Origin of the sequence: Ruminococcus sp. NATIVEDY160 (assembly GCF_045819885.1) — a bacterium.
In the GTDB taxonomy this organism is placed as follows: domain Bacteria; phylum Bacillota; class Clostridia; order Oscillospirales; family Acutalibacteraceae; genus Ruminococcoides.
Genome location: NZ_CP162391.1, coordinates 1,062,886 through 1,082,456 on the forward strand (window position 1 = coordinate 1,062,886; position 19,571 = coordinate 1,082,456).

Consider the following 19,571-nt stretch of genomic DNA (forward strand, 5'->3'; position numbering starts at 1 on the left):
TTATTGCTGGCTGTTTGTGATACAATGATAATGATAAAATGCGCCAAATAGGAGGCATTGCGTTGAAATTCAAAAGATTGATATCAGGAGTATTGAGTATGATAATGATGAGTGGACTGTGTGCGACCGCGGCTAACGCGGCAGGTGAGAAGGACTATCAGGCATACGCGGCAAAGCTCGACAAATGGGCTTATAACGGCACCGATTTGGGAGCGACTTTTACCGAAAAAGGCACTACCTTTAAGCTCTGGTCGCCTTATGCTGACGGCGTTACCCTTACTGTTTACGAAAAGGGCAGTGAGGACGAGGGCGGCGAGACAGTCGCGACCAAGGAAATGAGCTTTGACAAAAAGACGGGCGTCTGGGAAGTAGGCGTCAACGGAAACCTCGCGGGTATGTACTACACCTACACCGTCAAGCACGGCGACGACGAGTATGTGACGGGTGATATATACGCGAAGGGCTGCGGCGTAAACGGCAAGCGATCGATGGTAGTTGACCTCAGCAAGACTAACCCCGACAACTGGGAAAACGACAGACATATCTTTGTTCCTCATGCTACCAACGCTTCCGTTTGGGAGATTTCCGTAGCTGATTTTTCCTCCTCGGAGAGCAGCGGCGTAATTGACTCTCACCGCGGAAAATTCCTTGCGTTTACCGAAAACGGCACCACGATCGACGGCGTTCAGGGCGGAACTCCGACCTGTGTTGACTACCTCAAAAAGCTCGGTGTAAAGTACGTCCAGATCATGCCGATGTACGACTTCGGCTCCGTTGACGAGAGCAAGGACATTATGGAGCAGTACAACTGGGGTTATGACCCTGTAAACTACAACTGCCCCGAGGGTTCATACTCAACCAACCCATATGACGGCAATGTCCGCATCAAGGAATGTAAGCAGATGATTCAGGCGCTCCATAACGCGGGAATCGGCGTTATCATGGACGTGGTTTACAACCATACATATTCCACTGATTCATGGTTCCAATACAGCGTCCCGAATTACTACTACAGAATGAATCCCGACGGAACCTTCTCAAACGGCTCGGGCTGCAGCAACGACACCGCTTCCGAGCATCTGATGTTCCGCAAATATATGATTGACTCCGTGACCTACTGGGCAAAGGAGTACCACATTGACGGCTTCCGTTTTGACCTTATGGGTCTGCACGACGTAACCACGATGAACTCAATCCGCGACGCGCTCGACGGACTTTATGAGGACGGCAGCGGCAAGCAGATCATCATGTACGGCGAAGCATGGAACATGGAAACCAACGCCGACACAGGAACCGTGATGGCAAACCAGAATAACCTCAAGCAGCTCAACGCTCGCATCGGTGCCTTCAACGACGGTATCCGTGACGCGATCAAGGGCAAGGTTTTCGGCGGCGGCGAGGGCTTTGTACAGAAAGGCAAGAACCGCTCCGGTATCAAAACAGGCTTCCTCGGTCAGTCCGAGGCGAGTACAGGCTGGGCGAGCGCGCCTACACAGTGCGTGACCTACGCGTCCTGCCACGACAATCTCGCGCTTTACGACAAGCTCGTCGATTCAGTTTACGGCGACGGCACATACCGCGACCGCCACGAGGATCTTGTCGCGATGAACAAGCTCTCGGCGGCGATCGTAATGACCTCTCAGGGTATTCCGTTCTTCCTCGGCGGCGAGGAATTCGCTCGCAGCAAGGACGGCGACGAGAACTCATTCTCTTCGTCACGCGAGGAAAATATGCTCGACTGGAAGAGCCTCGAAAACTACAGCGATATAGTTGAATACTACCGCGGACTTTTCAAAATCCGCGAGACCTTTGCAGCGCTCACCGACAGCACCGCGACGACCGCAAATAACGTCACCACTCTTGAAAATCTGCCTGCAGGCGTATGTGCCTATGTTGTACCGAATACGGAATCAGGCAAGTGGAACAAGCTCTGTGCTGTTTTCAACGGCTCGGACGATGATCAAAACGTAAGTATTGAGGGCGAATGGATCCAGATCGCGAACGAGGAATCGGCAGGTCTGAGAAACCTCGGCACAGCCTCGGGCAACCTCAGCGTAAAGGCGCATTCAGCAGCTATTTATGTTGACAAGAGCAGCTACGAGAAGGCGGGTATCACCGACAGCGAGGGTATTGTATTTATCAATTACTACGATAATTCAACCAAGGAAAAGCTAAAGACGCAGGCGGTATCCGACGCTATAGGCAAGACCTTTGATGTTAACGCACTTGCCGCGGCGCTCAATTATGATATCAAATCATCATCGGGCGATACCAGAGGCGAGTTTACGGATTCCGTCAAGCACGCAGATGTTTATGTAGAAAAATACGCGGGCAAGATGTGCGATGTTACGATCCGATTTATCGACGATATAAACGGCTCGGAGCTTGAGGATTCGTTTATTATCCGCAACAGAGAGGGCAATGCGTACTTCACACCGCGTCTGCCAAGTATAGAGGGCTACCGTCTTGTTCTTGACCAGATGCCCGATAACGGCGCCGGCGAGATGAAGGGCGAGAAAATCACCGTTGATTATAAATACACCAGAGTAACCGACGATACCGACGCTTCTGTCTGCGTAGTCAACGCGGTTTATATGGCGGACGACGGCAGGATCATCGAAAAGAGCACCATCACCGGCTCGGCAGGAGAGGAGTACACCCTTCCCGATAACGAGTACGAGGATCTCAATCTGATTGAGCTTCCCGAAAACTTCACGGGCGTTTTCCGCGAGGGTGAAATCAATGTTCTGTTCCGCTACTCTTCACGTCCCGACCCATATGCCCAGGCGCTCAAGTATGTAATCATTGCTCTCGGAGTGATCGGAGTACTTTGCGTTGTATCCGTATTCACCTCGCGCTATTCACGCAGGGAGCGCCTGAGAAAGAAAATGGATATCATTGAAAATACGGACGAATAGGTCAGATATTTCCGCTCCGTGCGGAATCAAGATAATTATAAAAAGGAGAGAATATCAATGAAAACAACAAAAAAGATTGTTGCTTCCGTTCTTGCCGCGTGTATGCTGGCGTCAACGAGCGTGATAACGTCTTTTGCGGCTGTTGATGACGATACGGTCGGCGTTACGCACGATTACATCAAGGCCAACGAAGCGATTGACGCTGAGTACACGTACAGCAAGGACGACCTCGGAGCAAAGTATACCCCTGAGTCCACGACCTTCAAGGTATGGTCGCCGACTGCAACCGAGGTAACGCTCAATCGCTACGCCACCGGCTCCGACAAGGAAGCAGGCGCCAAGAAGCACGGAACCGTCACCATGGAGAAGCTGATGGACGGCGACAAGTGGACGGGCGTATGGACAACGACAGTCAGCGGCGACATCAAGAACACCTATTACACCTATTCAATCAAAGCTGCGCATCCCAAGTCAGGCGCAATGCAGACAGCCGAGACACAGGACGTTTACTCCGTTGCAACAGGCGTTAACGGCAAGCGTTCAATGGTTTGCGACCTCGAATCCACCAACCCCAAGGGCTGGGAGAAGGACGGTCATGTTCTTCCCGACAAGAGCACCGACAGCTACGTATGGGAGCTTCACGTCAAGGACTTCTCATATGATAAGGGTTCGGGCGTCAGCGAGGCGAACCGCGGCAAGTATCTTGCCTTCACAGAAGAAGGAACGACCCTGAACAGCGCTGGTAAGATTTCTACCTGTATCGATTATCTCAAGCAGCTCGGCGTAACAACCGTTCAGCTCAACCCCTTCTATGACTTCCAGTCAATCAACGAGGCGGGCAGTGACGATCAGTTCAACTGGGGCTACGATCCTCAGAACTATAACGTTCCCGAAGGCTCATATTCCTCAAATCCCTACGACGGCAACGTAAGAATCAACGAGTGCAAGCAGATGATCCAGGCTCTCCACAATGCCGGCATCAGCGTAGTTATGGACGTTGTTTACAACCACACCTACGCAAGCGACAAGGAAGGCTCATGCTTCCAGGCTACCGTACCTGATTACTACTACCGTCAGACCGCGACCGGAGCATTTTCCAATGGTTCAGGCTGCGGAAATGAGGTTTCCTCTGAGCGAGCCATGACCAGAAAGTATATTGTTGATTCCTGTCTCTATTGGGTCAACGAGTACCATGTTGACGGCTTCCGCTTTGACCTCATGGGTCTTATCGACACCGAAACCATGAATATTATCCGCGACGAGCTCGACAAGATCAGCCCGAAGCTCACCATCTGGGGTGAAGGCTGGACAGGCGGTACCTCCACCTATGCAACCAACACCTGCACAGGCCAGAAATTCTATCCCGCTGAACAGAAAAACGCATCTAAGCTCAACGAGCGCGTTGCTTTCTTCAACGACAAGATCCGCGACGGTATCAAGGGCTCTGTTTTCGATATCAATGATAGGGGATTCATCGCAGGCAACCAAAAAGCTGCTAAGGATATCCGCTACGGCGCAAGAGCTAATTCAGCTGCAAAGAACGGCTGGCTGGCTCAGTCTCCCGCACAGTGCGTAACCTATGCCGACTGCCACGACAATGCTACCCTTTACGACCAGATCATCGCTTCCGCGGGTCTGGGCAACTACGGCGAGAGAAATGACACCGCTGTTGCGATGAACAAGTTTGCTGCGGCGATTCAGTTTACCGCTCAGGGCGTGCTCTTCAATCTCGCGGGACAGGAGCTCGGCAGAACCAAGTACGGCGACACCAACAGCTACAAGAGCTCACCCGAAATCAATAAGATCACATGGAACAATATCGTTGATTATGCCGACCTCGTATCCTACTACAAGGGACTGCGCTTAATCAGAGAGAACTTTGCTCCGTTCACTGCAGCCGACAAGAGCTATCAGAATGCCTACACCTTTGACTATCCCACCAATCTTTCTCAGGAAACGACAACAGTTTCATACACCGTTCAGAATGATACCGAAGGTCAGTGGAATAAGATTGCTGTTCTCCTTAACAGCGCGTCCAAAGAATTGACAGTCAGACTTTCCGATACATCTGTTTCCGACTGGGTTGTAATCGCGGACGGCACACAGGCAGGCGTTTCAAAAATCAGAGAAGTAAAGGGCAGCTCCTTCAAGGTAGACGCGAACTCTGCTGTTATCGCTGTTGACAAGGAGAGCTTCGAGAAGAATCCTATTAAGTCCGATATGGGCAAGGTAGAGGTTGAGTTCCTCCACGTTAACGGCAGACGTCAGCTTGCAAAACCCGTTGTTCTTCAGGGCGAATACGGCACATCGTATATTGCTTCTCCTTCCGCGGGCGTTCCTGCTGTTTATGTTCTCGACAGTGTTGAGGGCGAAACCTCAGGTGTATACAGCGAGGAAACCAAGAAGGTTACATATCTCTACAGAGACTATGTTCCCGAAAATCTTGAGAAGTTCGGCGATGTAAACGGTGACGGTGAAGTTAATGTTGCCGACGTAACCGAGTATCAGCGCTTCCTTGCTGAAATTGTTAAATTCCCGCCTGAAAAGGTTGCAGGTCTTGACTTTAACTATGACGGAGACACCAACATTGCAGATGCATCTATGCTCCAGAAATATCTGGCAGGATACGTTGTATCCTCCGGCGAGGTAGTAATCAACTATTTGTATACAGACGCTGAAGGCAAGCTGCAGAACCTCGTAGCTCCCATCACCATTCAGGGAAGAGTAGGCGATGAGTTCACGAGCTCCGAGTATCACGTTATCGGCTATGCCATTGACAAGACAAGATATCCCGAGATAACCGAAGGCAGGATTCCTTACGGTTCTACACTTGAGATCAACTATTACTATGTAGCAGGCAGCCTTGATGTTAAGCTCCACGTAAAGCATAACGGAACAGAGACATGGGCTCCTACACTCTGGATCTGGGGTGCTGGCCTCGACGGTAAGGATAAGGGCAACTATTCGCCTGATGACAACGCAAAGTGGCCCGGCGTTAAACTCACCGACGAAGACGAGGACGGCTGGTTTGATTACGGCTTTACCTATCGCGGCGCAGGCAGCTACAACGTTATAGTGTCCAATGCCGGCAAGACGCAGACAAAGGACTACAAGGGCTTTGTAGACAACGAGATGTGGCTCGTTATCGACGATTCCAAGCTTGAATCAGGCGATTTTGTCACCTTCTATACCGACAATCCCGATACAAATCCCAACGCGCCTATTGCACAGACTCTTTATTAATCAAAATAATTGCGGCGGTCTCTGATGAGGCCGCCGCTTTTTTGCGTGAAGGATTATTTTGTTTTGAACACTGCCGTAAAGGTCGTGCCGTCGGTCTGATTGCTCTGCACAGTGAGCTTTCCGTTCATATTCTGAACTATGTTTTGTGCAATGGAAAGCCCGAGTCCGTAGCCCTTTGTTGTGCGTGATTTTTCCGCGCGGTAGAAACGGTCAAAAATGTGGTCTATATCTTCTTTTGCGATTACGTTTCCGCGGTTGTTGACCGAGAATTCAACTGTATCATTTTTCTTGCTGAGAATTATTTTTATAACGCTGTTTTCGTCGGAGTATTTCACGGCGTTGTCAATCAGAATATGAGCGAGCTGGTTGAGCTGTGTCTGATTTCCGTCTATGGTGATGTCAGGCGCGATTTCTGTATCTATGAGCACTTCCTTTTCAAAGGCAACAGGCTCAAAGTTCAGAGCGGAGCCTTCGACGATCTCGCTGAAATTGACCTCCGACAGCTGCAGCTGGTTTTCTCCGGCGTCGGATTTCGCGAGGAAGAGCATCTGGTCAATCAGCTGTTTCATGTGCTGAGCTTCGTCCTCTGTGCTCTCAAGCCACTTTTGTTCCTGTTCGACCGTCGAGCTTTTGTGTGACATCATTATATTGTTATTAGCAAGAATAACCGTCAGCGGAGTTTTCAGCTCGTGAGAAGCGTCAGCGACGAACTGTTTTTGCTGCTCCCAGGCTTTTTTGACGGGTTTTACCGCAAGCCACGAAAGCCCTAAACTGATGAACAGTATGATAATCATGCTGCCGAGGAAAAGACCCGTGTTGATAAAGATTGAATTTCTGAGATTTTCAAACAGCGAAGTGTTGCTCGCAAAGACAATCAGGGTGTTTTCGAGGTCGTTCCTTTTGACGTACATCAGGCTGTACTCGTTGATCTGTCCCGATTTTTCCTGTCGTGCCACCGCGATTTCAACGCATTTTTTCAAATCGTCCTCGTCAATGGTGACGTTGCTTTCGTTGGTGCTGATGATATTACCGTCATTGTCAATCTCAACCACAACGTATGATGAAATCTCCATCGGCGCGTTGTCGTGAATATCCGGTTTGTTTTTGTAGCTGTCCTTTTCATTTTTGTCAAACGGCATCTCACGTTTACCGCTGTCATCGGTAGCGGGTTCAAACCCCATTTCCTTGCCGTTTCGCTCGACGACCCTGTCCATTCCATGCTCGAGCTCGTTGTAGGAGTTCGAGAAATTGTTGATACAGACGGTCGTGAAAATTCCGATAAGAACAATTCCGATAAGCCCCATATTAATCAGGGCAATGCGCCATCTCAGTTTTTTGATCATGACTTCTGCTCCAATCTGTAGCCTACTTTTTTGATAGCCTTTATTTCGGTAGATGATTGTATGAAGTTCAGCTTGCGGCGCAAAAAGGAGATATACGCCTCAACGTTATTTGAGCCCGCGTCTGAGTCATAGCCCCATACCTTTGTGATGATATCTTCCTTTGAGATGATAATATCGCGGTTCGCAATCAGCAGCTTCATTATTTCAGCCTCCTTGAAGTTCAGGTGGACTGACTTAGCGCCCTTGCTGAGCATGCTTGTGGAGGCGTTGAAGTTAAAGTCGCCGTAGCCTGTTTCGTCGAGCATAACCTCGCCTCTGCGCCTTGTCAGAGCCTTGACGCGAGCGAGCAGCTCCTCGGGAGCGAATGGCTTGGTCATATAATCGTCGGCACCCTGATTAAGACCGGTCACCTTATCGCTGACAGTGTCCTTTGCGGTGAGCATCAGTATTGGAGTTTCAATCTTGTTTCGGCGAAGCTCTCTCGCGACCTCAAAACCGTCGCGGTAGGGGATCATGATATCGAGAATAATCAAATCATAAATACCGCTCATTCCGTAGTCAAGGCCGTCGTTTCCGTCATAAACCACGTCGGCCATATATTTTTGTTCAACCAGAATCTGTTTAAGCGCTTCCGCCAGGCGCTTTTCGTCTTCAACGATCAAAATCTGCATAATTCTGCCTCCTAATAATAGTATTTTAACATCTATTATTCTAAAGGACAATACTTAAAAAATCCTTAATAAAAATAAAAATTTTTAAAAACTTTTTTAAGGATTTAAGCTATTTTTAAGTTTTAGACCTTATACTACAGTCAAACAAAGGAAAACAACCGAAAGAAAATTAAAAAAGCTTAAAACTTTTAAGTGTTTTTTAAGGTTTGGGCGTTATCCTTAAACCAAGCTAAACGAAAGGGAGGCAAACAACATGAAAGTTCAGACTATCTTTGAGAGAACAGAGATTAAATATATTATCACGTTAAAGCAGCGCGAAGCGCTTCTTAAGCTGATCAGCTCCTACATCAAGCCCGACGAATACGGCGAGAGCACGGTGTGCAGTCTTTATTTTGACACAGACGATTTTCTTCTTATCCGCAACTCAATGGATAAGCCCGTCTACAAGGAGAAGCTCAGACTCCGCAGCTATTCCACACCAAAGCGCGACAGCAACGTGTTCCTTGAACTCAAGAAGAAGTACAGAGGCGTTGTTTACAAGAGAAGGCAGACGCTCAGATACTCCGACGCGATGGATTACATTCTCAACGATGAGCTGCCGAACGACTCGCAGATCATGCGTGAGATCGACTACACGATGGCTCGCTACAAGAACCTCAAGCCGAGAATGTTCATCGGTTACGACAGAACAGCATTCTACAGCAAGACCGACCACGAGCTCAGGATCACCTTTGACAAGAACGTCCGCTTCCGCACCGAGAATCTCGACCTCGCGAAGGGCAGCTACGGCGAGAAGATTTTGCAGCCGAACCTCTGTATCATGGAAATCAAATCTCTCAACACAATGCCCTTATGGTTAACCTCAGCGCTCAACGAACTCAAAATATTCCCGGGTTCGTTCTCAAAATACGGAACAGCCTACAGAATAGTCACAGAAAGAAATCAAATGATGGGAGGAACAAACTGTGCTTAATCAAATTTTTTCAGCTATCTACTCAGAAACCTTTACACCCGACATCTATCTCATATGCACGGCAGTTTCTCTGGTGCTCGGCGCGATAATCGCTTTCACGGCGAGCTTCAGAGCCAAGCAGAGCAAGAGCTTTCTGTTGGCGTTATTCCTGATTCCCGCAATCGTGCAGACAGTCATCATGCTGGTGAACGGCAGCGTAGGCACAGGCGTCGCGGTAATGGGCGCGTTCTCACTGGTAAGATTCAGAAGCGTCGCGGGTTCCGCGAAGGAAATAGTCAGCATCTTCCTTGCGATGGCAACAGGCTTGGCTACGGCGATGGGCTACATCGGACTGGCGGTATGCTTTGTAGTGATTATCTGTATCGTAATGATTATCGCTTCAATTGTGCACCTTAAAGAGAAGGATGACCTTGTACGCGACCTCAAAATCACGGTTCCCGAGGATCTCAACTATGCTCACGAGTTTGACGATCTCTTTGATGAGTACACCCACAATTCAAAGCTTCTCTCCGTCAAGACCTCAAACATGGGCAGCCTTTACAAGCTGATTTACCGCATTGAGCTTATCCATGAGGACGATGTCCAGAAGTTTATCGACGAGCTCCGCTGCCGCAACGGCAATCTTGAAATCGCGGTTATGATGCCCGCAGTCGAGGAAGCAAGACTTTAATTCAGCAACAATAATACCGCACAGCCCGTCTGTGCGGTATTTCCAAGAGACGTTTTTGAAATCGGGAGATATGAAATGAAAAAAAGAATTATGTGCGCGATTATCAGCGCAATGCTTATAGTGTCCTTTACCGCATGCAGCACTCAGGGCGGTTCGGGTTCACAGACCTCAACCGCAGATACGGCCGCGAATAAGAGCGCGGCAGCTTCGGACGAAATCAAGGACGGAGAATATGACCTCAGCTTTTCCCAACGCGACGCCGATTCCTCCTATGATGAAAGCGCCGCGGCAAAGATAACCTTCACCGATACCTCAGCCGAGTCCTCGTCCGGTTCGGCTGAGGTAAGCGGAACAACAGTAACGATCAAATCCGAGGGTACCTACATTGTTTCAGGCAGCTGTAAGGACGGCAAAATCGTCGTCGACGCGGACGAAAAAGCCAAGGTTCAGGTGGTATTTAACGGAATCGATCTGACCTCAAGCACTTTTCCGTTTGTTGTAAAGAGCGCCGACAAGGTGTTTATTACACTTGCAGACGGCAGCGAGAATACTGTTTCCGACGGCAGCAGCTACACCGAAACCGTAGGGGAGACCAACGTTGACGCGGCGATTTTCAGCAAGGAGGATCTCAGCATCAACGGCGGCGGCAAGCTGACAGTAACCGGCAGCTACAAGCACGGTATTCTCAGCAAGGACGACCTTGTAATTGCCGGCGGAACGGTTTCTGTCAAGGCGGCTTCAACGGGCGTTGAGGGCAAGGACAGTCTCAAAATCAAGGACGCAGACCTCACCGTGGAAGCAGGCAGCGACGCCATCCGCGCGACCAATACGGAAGATACAGCCACAAAGGGCTTTGTATATATTCAGAGCGGCAAGCTCACACTCACATCAGAAAACGACGCAATCCAGTCAAGCTCACTTCTCAGAGTAGACGGCGGCGACTTCAATATCACAACGGGCGGCGGCTCTGAGAGCGGCAAGACCCACACAGAGGAAAATTTCGGACGCGGCGGCAGAATGCAGATGTTCTCCTCAAACTCCGATTCAACCGATACCGACAGCGCAAAGGGTCTGAAATCCGCCGACGCGATTAAGATCAACGGCGGCACGATCAATATCAATTCCTCAGACGACGCGCTTCATTCAAACAATTCGCTCAGCGTAGACGGCGGCGAGCTGAAAATCAGCTCGGGCGACGACGGACTCCATTCCGATACTACTCTCACCATCAACAGCGGCAAGATAGATATTTCAAAGAGCTACGAGGGCATCGAGAGCGGTGAAATTACCGTGAATGACGGCACTGTTATTGTCACCTCCTCCGACGACGGCTTCAACGCGGCGGGCGGCAACAACGGCACGGAACGCCAGGGGATGTTTGATTCTGATTCGAGCAAGGTTCTCACCATCAACGGCGGCTATGTTTACGTCGACGCGAACGGCGACGGACTTGATTCAAACGGCGTACTGAAAATCAACGGCGGCACGATCCTTGTCAACGGCCCGTCAAACGACGGCAACGGCGCACTCGACTCAGGTTCTTCGTGCGAGGTTTCGGGCGGTACGATTATCGCCATCGGCAGCAGCGGCATGGCTGAATCACTCACCGCGAACGGACAGTGCTCGATCATGACCGACATCGACTCTCAGGCGGCAAATACTACAGTCGCGCTGACCGACAGCGAAGGCAATGTCCTCGCTTCGATCAACTCAACCAAGCAGTTCAACAATGTTGTCGTTTCAACTCCCTCAATCAAAAAGGGCGAGAGCTACAAGCTTGTGTGCGGCGGAACGGTTGACGGCGCCGACAGCTACGGCTTTGCTGACAGCGGCAAGGTAAGCGGCGGCACAACCGCGGCGGAAATGACTATGGATTCCGAGAGCTACTCAAACGGCGGCAGCCGCATGGGCGGCGGAATGGGCGGAATGCGCGGTAATATGCAGCCGCCTGACGGAAATATGCAGAACAAACCCCAGTTCTGATATTTCTGATAACGAATTATGATAACGACGAAATTTTCATAAACATCTCCTTGAACCGGGTTGCCTGTATGGTGACCCGGTTCTCCCTTTTAAAACAAAAAGCTGCCCGTGAAACCGGACAGCTCAATATTTAATTTGAACTTACGACCTTGCGCACATTCCTCTCGGAGAACTGAATAAGATTGAACAGCGATGAAGCGCCTTTGTCGAAGTAGCTCGAAATAATGTCTGGCGATAGCGCGAGCGAGAGCTTGTTGCGTTCGATTACCGCGTCAATCAGCTCGAGGTCAAGCAGCATTGAGGCAGAGGTAAGGTTTTTATAGCGGTTGCGGTCAAGCGAGAACATAGTCTGGGTATTGCTCCTGTCGGCACAGTAGATTGCGCGGAAAACCTGGTACTCGGCGCACATAAGGTAGTTGCTGACGGCATTAGTCAGCCGTTTTTCGCCTATTTGAGCGAGCAGGTCGAAAATCACCGCTGTGGTGTTGGTAATCAGCTTTTTGTTGACCTGATTGATCATATTGCCCTTCATATGTCCTATTTCGTCCGCGTCGGGGAAGTCGTCCGCAGTTACGGAGGCGGGCTTGCGCTGTACGGTTCTGCCGAGGAGATAATCCGCAGAAACGTCGTAATACTCCGCGGTTTTCACCAGAAAATCCAGTCCGCACTCGCGGATTCCCTTTTCGTAATGTGAGAGCAGAGCCTGGGAAATACCCAGATCCGATGCTACCTGCTTTTGGCTGAGTCCGCGTTCCTTGCGCAAAAATGTAATAATTCTCGGAAAATCGCTATTCAAGACTTGACACTCCGTTTCATTTGATAGTATAATAATTTAGTTATAGATTGCCGTTTTTTACTTTATACATATAGTATAGCCTAAATTTGACAATTTGTAAATATATTTTGAATACGCTGCACAGGAGAATTATATGAAATCCTATGTTATTCATTTCATACGCCACGGCGCGATTGACGAGACGCTATCGGGAAAATACATCGGTTCGACCGACGTGCCGTTGTCGGATAAGGGCAGGGAAGCTCTGCGCAAGCTCGAGCGTGAATGCCGCTATCCGTATACAAAGGTAGTGTTCACAAGTCCCTTGAAGCGCTGCACCGAAACCTGCCGGATTCTCTATCCGGAGCTCAGCCCGCTGTCGATTGCCAATCTTCGCGAATGTAACTTCGGCGAGTGGGAGGGCAAGACCGCTGAGGAGCTCAGGAACGATCCCGTGTTTGAAAAGTGGCTTGCGGGCGACAGCGAAGCAGCACCGCCTCACGGTGAGAGCAACGCTGACTTTATCCGCCGCATCTGCAAAATGTTCGAGAGCATAGTCGAGGGTCTGATGAAAACAGGCACCACCGACAGTGTGATTGTCACCCACGGCGGCGTTATTATGACTTTGCTCGCGGTTTACGGTCTGCCTCAGGCGAAGCCCTTTGAGTGGACAATGGACAACGGTTACGGCTATTCAATCCGCATTACCCCGATGCTTTGGCAGCGCGACAAGGTTGCCGAGGTTTTCAACCGAATCCCCATGATTGAGGACGAAGATTAATCAGATATTAACGAAAAGGAGTTTATTAATATGGCAAATTATAAGATTACATTATTAAAGGGCGACGGTATCGGCCCCGAAATCGTAAATCAGGCAGTAAAGGTGCTCGACAAGGCAGCGGAGAAGTTTGATTTCACCGTTGAGTACGACGAGGCTTTACTCGGCGGCTGCGCGATCGACGCCACAGGCGTTCCGCTTCCCGAGGAAACCGTAGCGAAGTGCAAGGCTTCCGATTCCGTAATTCTCGGCGCTGTAGGCGGTCCCAAGTGGGATAACCAGCCCGGCAACAACCGTCCCGAGGCAGGTCTTCTCGGCATTCGCGGAGCACTCGGACTATTCGCGAACCTCCGTCCCTCCGTTATCTTCGGACCGCTCAAGAGCGCTTCCCCGATCAAGGACGAGATCATCGGCGACAATATGGACATCATGATCGTCCGCGAGCTCACCGGCGGTATCTACTTCGGCGAGCGCGGCAGAGATGATGATTCCGCGTGGGATACAGAGAAATATTCCGTTGCGGAGGTTGAGCGCATCGCGCGCGTTGCCTTTGATATGGCTATGAAGAGAAACAAGAAGCTCACCAGCGTTGACAAGGCAAACGTCCTCGAGTCCTCGCGCCTTTGGAGACAGACCGTTATCAACGTTTCCAAGGATTATCCCGAGGTAGAGCTCAACCATATGTATGTTGACAACTGCGCGATGCAGCTTGTCCGCAATCCCAAGCAGTTTGACGTAATCGTCACCTCAAATATTTTTGGCGACATTCTCTCCGACGAGGCTTCAATGATTGCAGGTTCAATTGGAATGCTCGCGTCAGCCAGCCTTTCGGGCGGCAAGCTCGGTCTGTACGAGCCTATCCACGGTTCAGCTCCCGATATCGCGGGCAAGGGTATCGCCAATCCTCTCGCGACAATCCTTTCTGTGGCAATGATGCTCCGATACTCTCTCGCACAGCCCGAGGCGGCGGAAGCAATCGAAGCGGCTGTAGCAAAGGTTCTCGAGACCGACCGCACTCCCGATATCTATGAAGAAGGACTTAACAAGGTCAGCTGTGAAGAAATGGGAGACCTTGTTTGCGCACAGCTGTAAAGGAGGCGTTTTATGCAGCTTTATGATATGCATTCGCATATTTTACCTGCCTTTGATGACGGCGCGAAAACCGTCGAGGATAGTCTTGCGCTGATTGACTGCCTGAAAAGGCAGGGAGTCCGCAATATTTGCCTGACCCCACATTTTTATACACACGAGATGGGCGTGGAGGATTTTCTCTTTTCTCGTCAGGAGGCGTTCGAGAGATTTAAGCCTTATATTCCCGACGACGTCAATATAGTTCTCGGCGCTGAGGTATATGTGACGCATTATCTTTTTAACAACAACGATTTGTCAGGCCTTACATACGGCAACTCAAAGTATATCCTCACTGAATTTGCCTACAGCTCAACCTTTAATGACCGTACGATGCAATTCCTGGATATGTTGATGCGAAATCACGGGCTTATACCGGTTATTCCTCATGTTGAGCGCTATGAATATCTGATTGATAATCCCGAAGTTATCCGGGAAATGCAGGACATGGGCATAATAATCCAGACAAATATCAAAAACTACGTCTCAAAAGCTCCGTTTTTCAAAAGGCGCAAGCTGTTGAAATACATTGCTAACGGCTGGATTGATATTCTCGGCTCAGACGCGCATTCATTTTCTCACAACACTCCCGAGGATTTCTCCGAAGCGATGAAAACTATTGCGGAAAAGTGCGGAGAGGATACTCTCGCGCGTATGATGAAGAATTCAGAGAAAATTTTCAGCAGAGCCATATTCGGAAACTGATATTATCACCGACAGACTATTTTGCCTGTCGGTGTATTTTTTTGGAAAAAACCTTTTATTGTCAATGAAAATGTGGTATACTATTTAATGATTATATTTTTGGAGTTGATAAGATGAGTTCCATTAACAGACTGAATATAGCCGAGGGAGTTTATTTTAACAGCGTCAGAGACAGTCGCTTCAAAACGATGAAGCTATCCGCAAATCTTTTTGTGCCTCTGAGCGCCGAAACCGCTTCGGCAAACGCTTTGCTTGCAGGCGTTCTCTCGCGTTCCTGCAAGGCTTATCCCGATTTTACCGCTCTCAGCCGCAAGCTGAGCGCTCTCTACGGTGCTGAATTGAGCGTATCCACAACAAAGGTCGGCGAAAACCAGGTGATTTCCGTATCTGCCTCGGGACTTGACGACCGCTACGCACTGGATGGCGACAGCATCGCCGCCGAGCTTTCGGCGCTGCTCTGCGGAGTAATTTTTGAGCCGAATGTAAAGGATGATGCTTTTGTTTCCGAGGAGGTTGAGCAAGAGCGCAGACAGCTCCTCGACGTGATTGATTCCGAGTACAACGAGAAGCGCATATACGCTAACGGCAGAATGATTGAGATCATGTGCGCCGACGAGATGTTTGGCGTCAAGCGCTACGGCACCGCGGAAAAGATCAAGGAGACGACAGCGCAGTCACTTTACCTGACGTGGCAGAATCTTCTCAAGACCGCTGTTATTGAGATCATGTATATCGGCGACAGCGCTCCCGACAAGGCGGTTGAGGTGTTTACGGAGACATTCTCAAAGATGAATCGTCAGCCCGCCAAACTTCATACCGAGGTTATCCGCGAGGCAGGTAAGATAAAGCGCGAAACCGAGGCAGTGGACGTTTCTCAGGCGAAGCTCGTCATGGGCTTCCGCGCAGGAGTCGCTGTCCCCGAGAAGGAGATTACCGCCACGGCTCTGATGTGCGCGATCCTCGGCGGTACTGCCACCTCAAAGCTGTTCTGCAACGTCCGCGAGAAGCAGAGCCTTTGCTATTACTGTGCTGCGCGTTACGACAAGCACAAGGGCGTTGTTGTTATTGACAGCGGTGTCGAAACAGAGAACGTCGAGAAGCTTGAACGCGGTATTCTGAAGGAAGTCGAGGACATGAAAAACGGCGTCATTTCCGACTTCGAAATCGACTCAACAAAAATGGCTATGATCAACGTATACCAGTCGTCCAACGATACCGTCAGCGGAATAGAAGCGTGGTATTCATCTCAGCTGCTGCAGGACGGCTTCAAGACGATCGAGGAGGCCTGCGCGAAAATCAACGCCGTTACAAAGGAAGAGATCGTCGCCGCCGCCAACAAGCTGCAGCTCGACACGGTATATGTACTGACTAATCAGCAAGAGGTGAAATCATGAACATGACGGAAATCAAATCCGCGCGTGCGGGCGACAGCTACTATAAGATCATGCACAGCTCAGGTCTGACTGTTTATGTCTATCCCAAGGAGGGTTATCAGTCAGCCTACGCGATTATCGGCACCAAGTACGGCAGCATCAATAACTGCTTTTCGGTAGACGGCGGAGAGAAAATCACGGTTCCCGACGGAATCGCCCACTACCTTGAGCATAAGCTCTTCGAGAGCGCCGAGGGCGACGCCTTTACGCGCTACGCCGAAACAGGAGCCAGCGCTAACGCATACACCAGCTTTGAAAAGACATGTTATCTGTTCTCGTGCACCGATCGTTTTGACGAGAGCCTAGTGATCCTTCTCGACTTTGTACGCGACCCGTATTTTACTCCTCAGACCGTTCAGAAGGAACAGGGGATAATCGGTCAGGAAATCAAGATGTACGACGACGCACCCGACTGGCGGGTTATGTTCAATATGCTCGAGAATATGTACCACACCCACCCTGTGAGAATTGACATCGCGGGTACCGTGGAGAGCATCGCGGAAATTACCGCCGAGAAGTTATATGACTGCTACAACGCTTTCTATAACCTGCACAATATGGCGCTTTGTGTTTCGGGCAACATTACCGTTGAACAGGTCATGGCTATCTGCGACAAGATGCTCAAGCCCTGCGAAAAGCACGAAATAACAAGCTATTTCGAGGACGAGCCTTACGAAATCGTGAATCCTTACGTTGAGCAGAATTTCCCCGTTCTGATGCCGACCTTCAACCTCGGCTTCAAGGAAAAACCCGACGCGCTCGACGAGAAGAAGCTCGCCCGGACGGATATCCTGCTTTCCATGCTCGCTTCACCGACGAGCAAGCTCTACCGCGAGCTGATGGACAACAATCTTATCAACAATTCCTTCAGCTATGAGCTGTTCGAGGGTCCGGGTTACTGTGCCGTGATTTTCGGCGGCGAGTCACGCGCACCCGGACAGGCTGCAGAGATGATAAAGCAGTATATCGCAAAGGTCAAGACCGAGGGACTTGACAGAGAGGACTTCGATATCGCGCGCAAATCCGTTTACGGCGACATTGTTTCCTCACTCAACTCCGTAAGCTCTATTTCAAATACGATAATGAGCTACCATTTCAGTGACAATGAGCTTTTTGCCTATATCGACGCGGTGGCTGACACGACCTTCGAGGAGGTCAGCGAAAGACTGTCCGAGATGCTCGACGTTTGCAACTGCACCCTTTCAGTGGTCAAGAGCCCGGATACGGAGGTTTGATATGGAAAATTTTCACGTTCAGTTTCCGAACCTCGGCTGGGAGTTTGACATCAGCCGTGTGGCGATTTCGCTGGGTTCTTTCAAGGTCTATTGGTACGGCCTGATAATAGCGACGGGACTTATGCTCGCGATTCTCTACGCCTACAAGACAGCTCCGCGTTTTCAGCTCAATTTCAACAAGCTGATGAACTGTGTTTTTGTCGGACTTGTTACCGGAATAATCGGCGCAAGACTGTATTTCTGCATTTTCAAGTGGGATTATTATTTCACACACCCGATAGAGATATTTTATATTCACGAGGGCGGCTTGGCGATATACGGAGGCATAATCGGCGCGATAGCGGGCGGACTTGTCGTCGCGAAAATCCAGAAGATGCGTTTTTTGCCGATTCTCGATGTTGTTATGATTGGCTTTCTTATCGGTCAGGGACTCGGCCGCTGGGGTAACTTCTTCAACCAGGAGGCTTACGGCACCGTGACCAACCTGCCGTGGGCTATGATGAGCGAGGGCACTCTCAATCAGCCAGTTCACCCGTGTTTTCTCTACGAATCGCTCTGGTGCCTGCTCGGCGCGCTGCTTCTGCACCTCTACAGCAAGTACCGCCAGCGCTACGCGGGAGAGATATTCTTCATGTACCTCGTCTGGTACGGCTTTGAGCGTATGTTCGTCGAAGGACTCCGCACCGACAGCCTTTATCTTCCGTTCCGGGTATTCGGCATGGATATCAGGGTATCGCAGGTGCTTTCATTCGCGCTATTTGTAACAGGAATCGTCATTTTAATTATCAACAGACACAAGGAGGAACCATTCTATGCAGATTATAGACGGCAAAAAGGTATCGGCAGAGGTAAAGGAGAGAGTCAGACAGCAGACGCTTCAGCTGAAAAATGATTACAACATCACCCCGGGCTTGGCGGTTGTAATCGTCGGCGACGACCCCGCCTCCAGAGTGTATGTTAATAACAAGAAAAAAGCCTGCGAGGTTGTCGGCTTCAAGTCCGAGGAGTACGCTCTGCCTGCCAAAACGACCCAGGAGGAGCTGCTCGACCTTGTAAAGACCCTCAACACCAAAGAGGACATCAACGGCATTCTCGTACAGCTTCCGCTGCCGAAGCACCTCGATGACAAGGCGGTTATAGAGGCGATTGATCCCAAAAAGGACGTCGATGCTTTTCATGCGGTGAACGTCGGCAAAATCATGCTCGGCGAGTACGATTTCCTGCCCTGCACACCCGCGGGCGTAATGGAAATGCTCCACTCCTATGACATTCCCGTCGAGGGGAAGGAGTGCGTTGTCATCGGCAGAAGCAATATCGTCGGCAAGCCAATGGGAATGCTTTTGCTCCACGAGAACGGCACAGTAACCATCTGTCACAGCCGTACAAAGAATCTCGCCGAGGTTTGCAGACGCGCCGATATTCTTGTCGCTGCGGTGGGAATCCCGAAGTTTGTCAAGGCCGACATGGTCAAGGACGGCGCGGTAGTGATCGACGTCGGTATGGACAGAGATGAAAACGGAAAGCTCTGCGGCGATGTTGATTTTGAGAACGTCAAGGACAAGTGCTCGTTCATCACACCCGTACCCGGAGGCGTAGGCCCGATGACAATTTCGACACTGATGAAGAATACTCTCAAAGCCTGCAAGCTCCAGAATAATATCGAATAAAAGAAATAAATATTGATACTTGACATATATCTTGTTTTGTGTTATAGTA

The 19,571-nt window shown here is 50.0% G+C and carries 15 protein-coding genes; 12 read left to right on the top strand and 3 right to left on the bottom strand.

The features are described 5' to 3' along the window. Window positions 1-98 precede the first annotated feature (98 nt). The gene (gene pulA, locus AB1I49_RS05210) at window positions 99-2,918 is read left to right on the top strand and encodes a type I pullulanase (protein WP_407721562.1); all 2,820 of its coding nucleotides are present in this window, start codon (window positions 99-101) and stop codon (window positions 2,916-2,918) included. Window positions 2,919-2,975: 57 nt separating this feature from the next. After that, window positions 2,976-6,161 (top strand): type I pullulanase, encoded by a 3,186-nt coding sequence (gene pulA / locus AB1I49_RS05215; RefSeq protein WP_407721563.1) that lies wholly within the window; start codon window positions 2,976-2,978, stop codon window positions 6,159-6,161. Window positions 6,162-6,214: 53 nt separating this feature from the next. Here pulA (AB1I49_RS05215) and AB1I49_RS05220 read toward each other — a convergent pair whose 3' ends face one another. Both AB1I49_RS05220 and AB1I49_RS05225 read right to left on the bottom strand, forming a co-directional pair. Further along, window positions 6,215-7,504 carry a sensor histidine kinase gene (locus tag AB1I49_RS05220; RefSeq protein ID WP_316609232.1) on the bottom strand — a complete coding sequence of 430 codons (1,290 nt, stop codon included), beginning with the start codon at window positions 7,502-7,504 and terminating at the stop codon, window positions 6,215-6,217. Beyond that, entirely contained in the window at window positions 7,501-8,175 is a 675-nt protein-coding gene (locus tag AB1I49_RS05225) for a response regulator transcription factor (RefSeq protein WP_316609230.1), read from the bottom strand. The genes AB1I49_RS05220 and AB1I49_RS05225 overlap by 4 nt, the downstream gene beginning before the upstream one ends. Window positions 8,176-8,428: 253 nt before the next feature. Between AB1I49_RS05225 and AB1I49_RS05230 the strand changes: the two genes are divergently transcribed. The 3 genes from AB1I49_RS05230 to AB1I49_RS05240 all read left to right on the top strand — a co-directional run bounded on the left by AB1I49_RS05230 (window position 8,429) and on the right by AB1I49_RS05240 (window position 11,801). After that, on the top strand, window positions 8,429-9,148 hold the full coding sequence (locus AB1I49_RS05230; protein ID WP_316617285.1) for a polyphosphate polymerase domain-containing protein: 720 nt from the start codon (window positions 8,429-8,431) through the stop codon (window positions 9,146-9,148). Continuing rightward, complete coding sequence (locus AB1I49_RS05235; RefSeq protein WP_316609227.1) at window positions 9,141-9,818, top strand: DUF4956 domain-containing protein; 678 nt, start codon at window positions 9,141-9,143, stop codon at window positions 9,816-9,818. Before AB1I49_RS05230 ends, AB1I49_RS05235 begins: the two co-directional genes overlap by 8 nt. A 75-nt stretch (window positions 9,819-9,893) precedes the next feature. Next, window positions 9,894-11,801: a carbohydrate-binding domain-containing protein gene (locus AB1I49_RS05240; protein WP_407721564.1), complete on the top strand. Its 1,908-nt coding sequence runs from the start codon at window positions 9,894-9,896 to the stop codon at window positions 11,799-11,801. Between the two features lie 130 nt (window positions 11,802-11,931). Here AB1I49_RS05240 and AB1I49_RS05245 read toward each other — a convergent pair whose 3' ends face one another. Next, window positions 11,932-12,597: a helix-turn-helix domain-containing protein gene (locus tag AB1I49_RS05245; RefSeq protein WP_201428475.1), complete on the bottom strand. Its 666-nt coding sequence runs from the start codon at window positions 12,595-12,597 to the stop codon at window positions 11,932-11,934. A 133-nt stretch (window positions 12,598-12,730) separates the two neighbouring features. Here AB1I49_RS05245 and AB1I49_RS05250 point away from each other — a divergent pair, with 133 nt between their 5' ends. The 7 genes from AB1I49_RS05250 (at window position 12,731) to folD (ending at window position 19,522) form a co-directional block, all read left to right on the top strand. Then, window positions 12,731-13,357, top strand: a complete 627-nt coding sequence (locus tag AB1I49_RS05250) for a histidine phosphatase family protein (protein ID WP_201428476.1) — start codon at window positions 12,731-12,733, stop codon at window positions 13,355-13,357. A 30-nt stretch (window positions 13,358-13,387) separates the two neighbouring features. Beyond that, window positions 13,388-14,446: a 3-isopropylmalate dehydrogenase gene (leuB, locus tag AB1I49_RS05255; RefSeq protein ID WP_201428477.1), complete on the top strand. Its 1,059-nt coding sequence runs from the start codon at window positions 13,388-13,390 to the stop codon at window positions 14,444-14,446. 12 nt (window positions 14,447-14,458) lie between these two features. Next, the gene (locus AB1I49_RS05260) at window positions 14,459-15,187 is read left to right on the top strand and encodes a CpsB/CapC family capsule biosynthesis tyrosine phosphatase (protein ID WP_201428478.1); all 729 of its coding nucleotides are present in this window, start codon (window positions 14,459-14,461) and stop codon (window positions 15,185-15,187) included. Window positions 15,188-15,300: 113 nt separating this feature from the next. After that, the gene (gene yfmF / locus AB1I49_RS05265) at window positions 15,301-16,581 is read left to right on the top strand and encodes an EF-P 5-aminopentanol modification-associated protein YfmF (protein ID WP_407721565.1); all 1,281 of its coding nucleotides are present in this window, start codon (window positions 15,301-15,303) and stop codon (window positions 16,579-16,581) included. Continuing rightward, a complete protein-coding gene (gene yfmH, locus AB1I49_RS05270) occupies window positions 16,578-17,855 on the top strand; it encodes an EF-P 5-aminopentanol modification-associated protein YfmH (RefSeq protein WP_407721566.1) in 1,278 nt (425 codons plus the stop codon). The genes yfmF and yfmH overlap by 4 nt, the downstream gene beginning before the upstream one ends. A gap of 1 nt (window position 17,856) precedes the next feature. After that, complete coding sequence (lgt, locus tag AB1I49_RS05275; protein ID WP_201428481.1) at window positions 17,857-18,747, top strand: prolipoprotein diacylglyceryl transferase; 891 nt, start codon at window positions 17,857-17,859, stop codon at window positions 18,745-18,747. After that, on the top strand, window positions 18,668-19,522 hold the full coding sequence (folD, locus tag AB1I49_RS05280; protein ID WP_201428482.1) for a bifunctional methylenetetrahydrofolate dehydrogenase/methenyltetrahydrofolate cyclohydrolase FolD: 855 nt from the start codon (window positions 18,668-18,670) through the stop codon (window positions 19,520-19,522). The genes lgt and folD overlap by 80 nt, the downstream gene beginning before the upstream one ends. Window positions 19,523-19,571 lie beyond the last annotated feature (49 nt).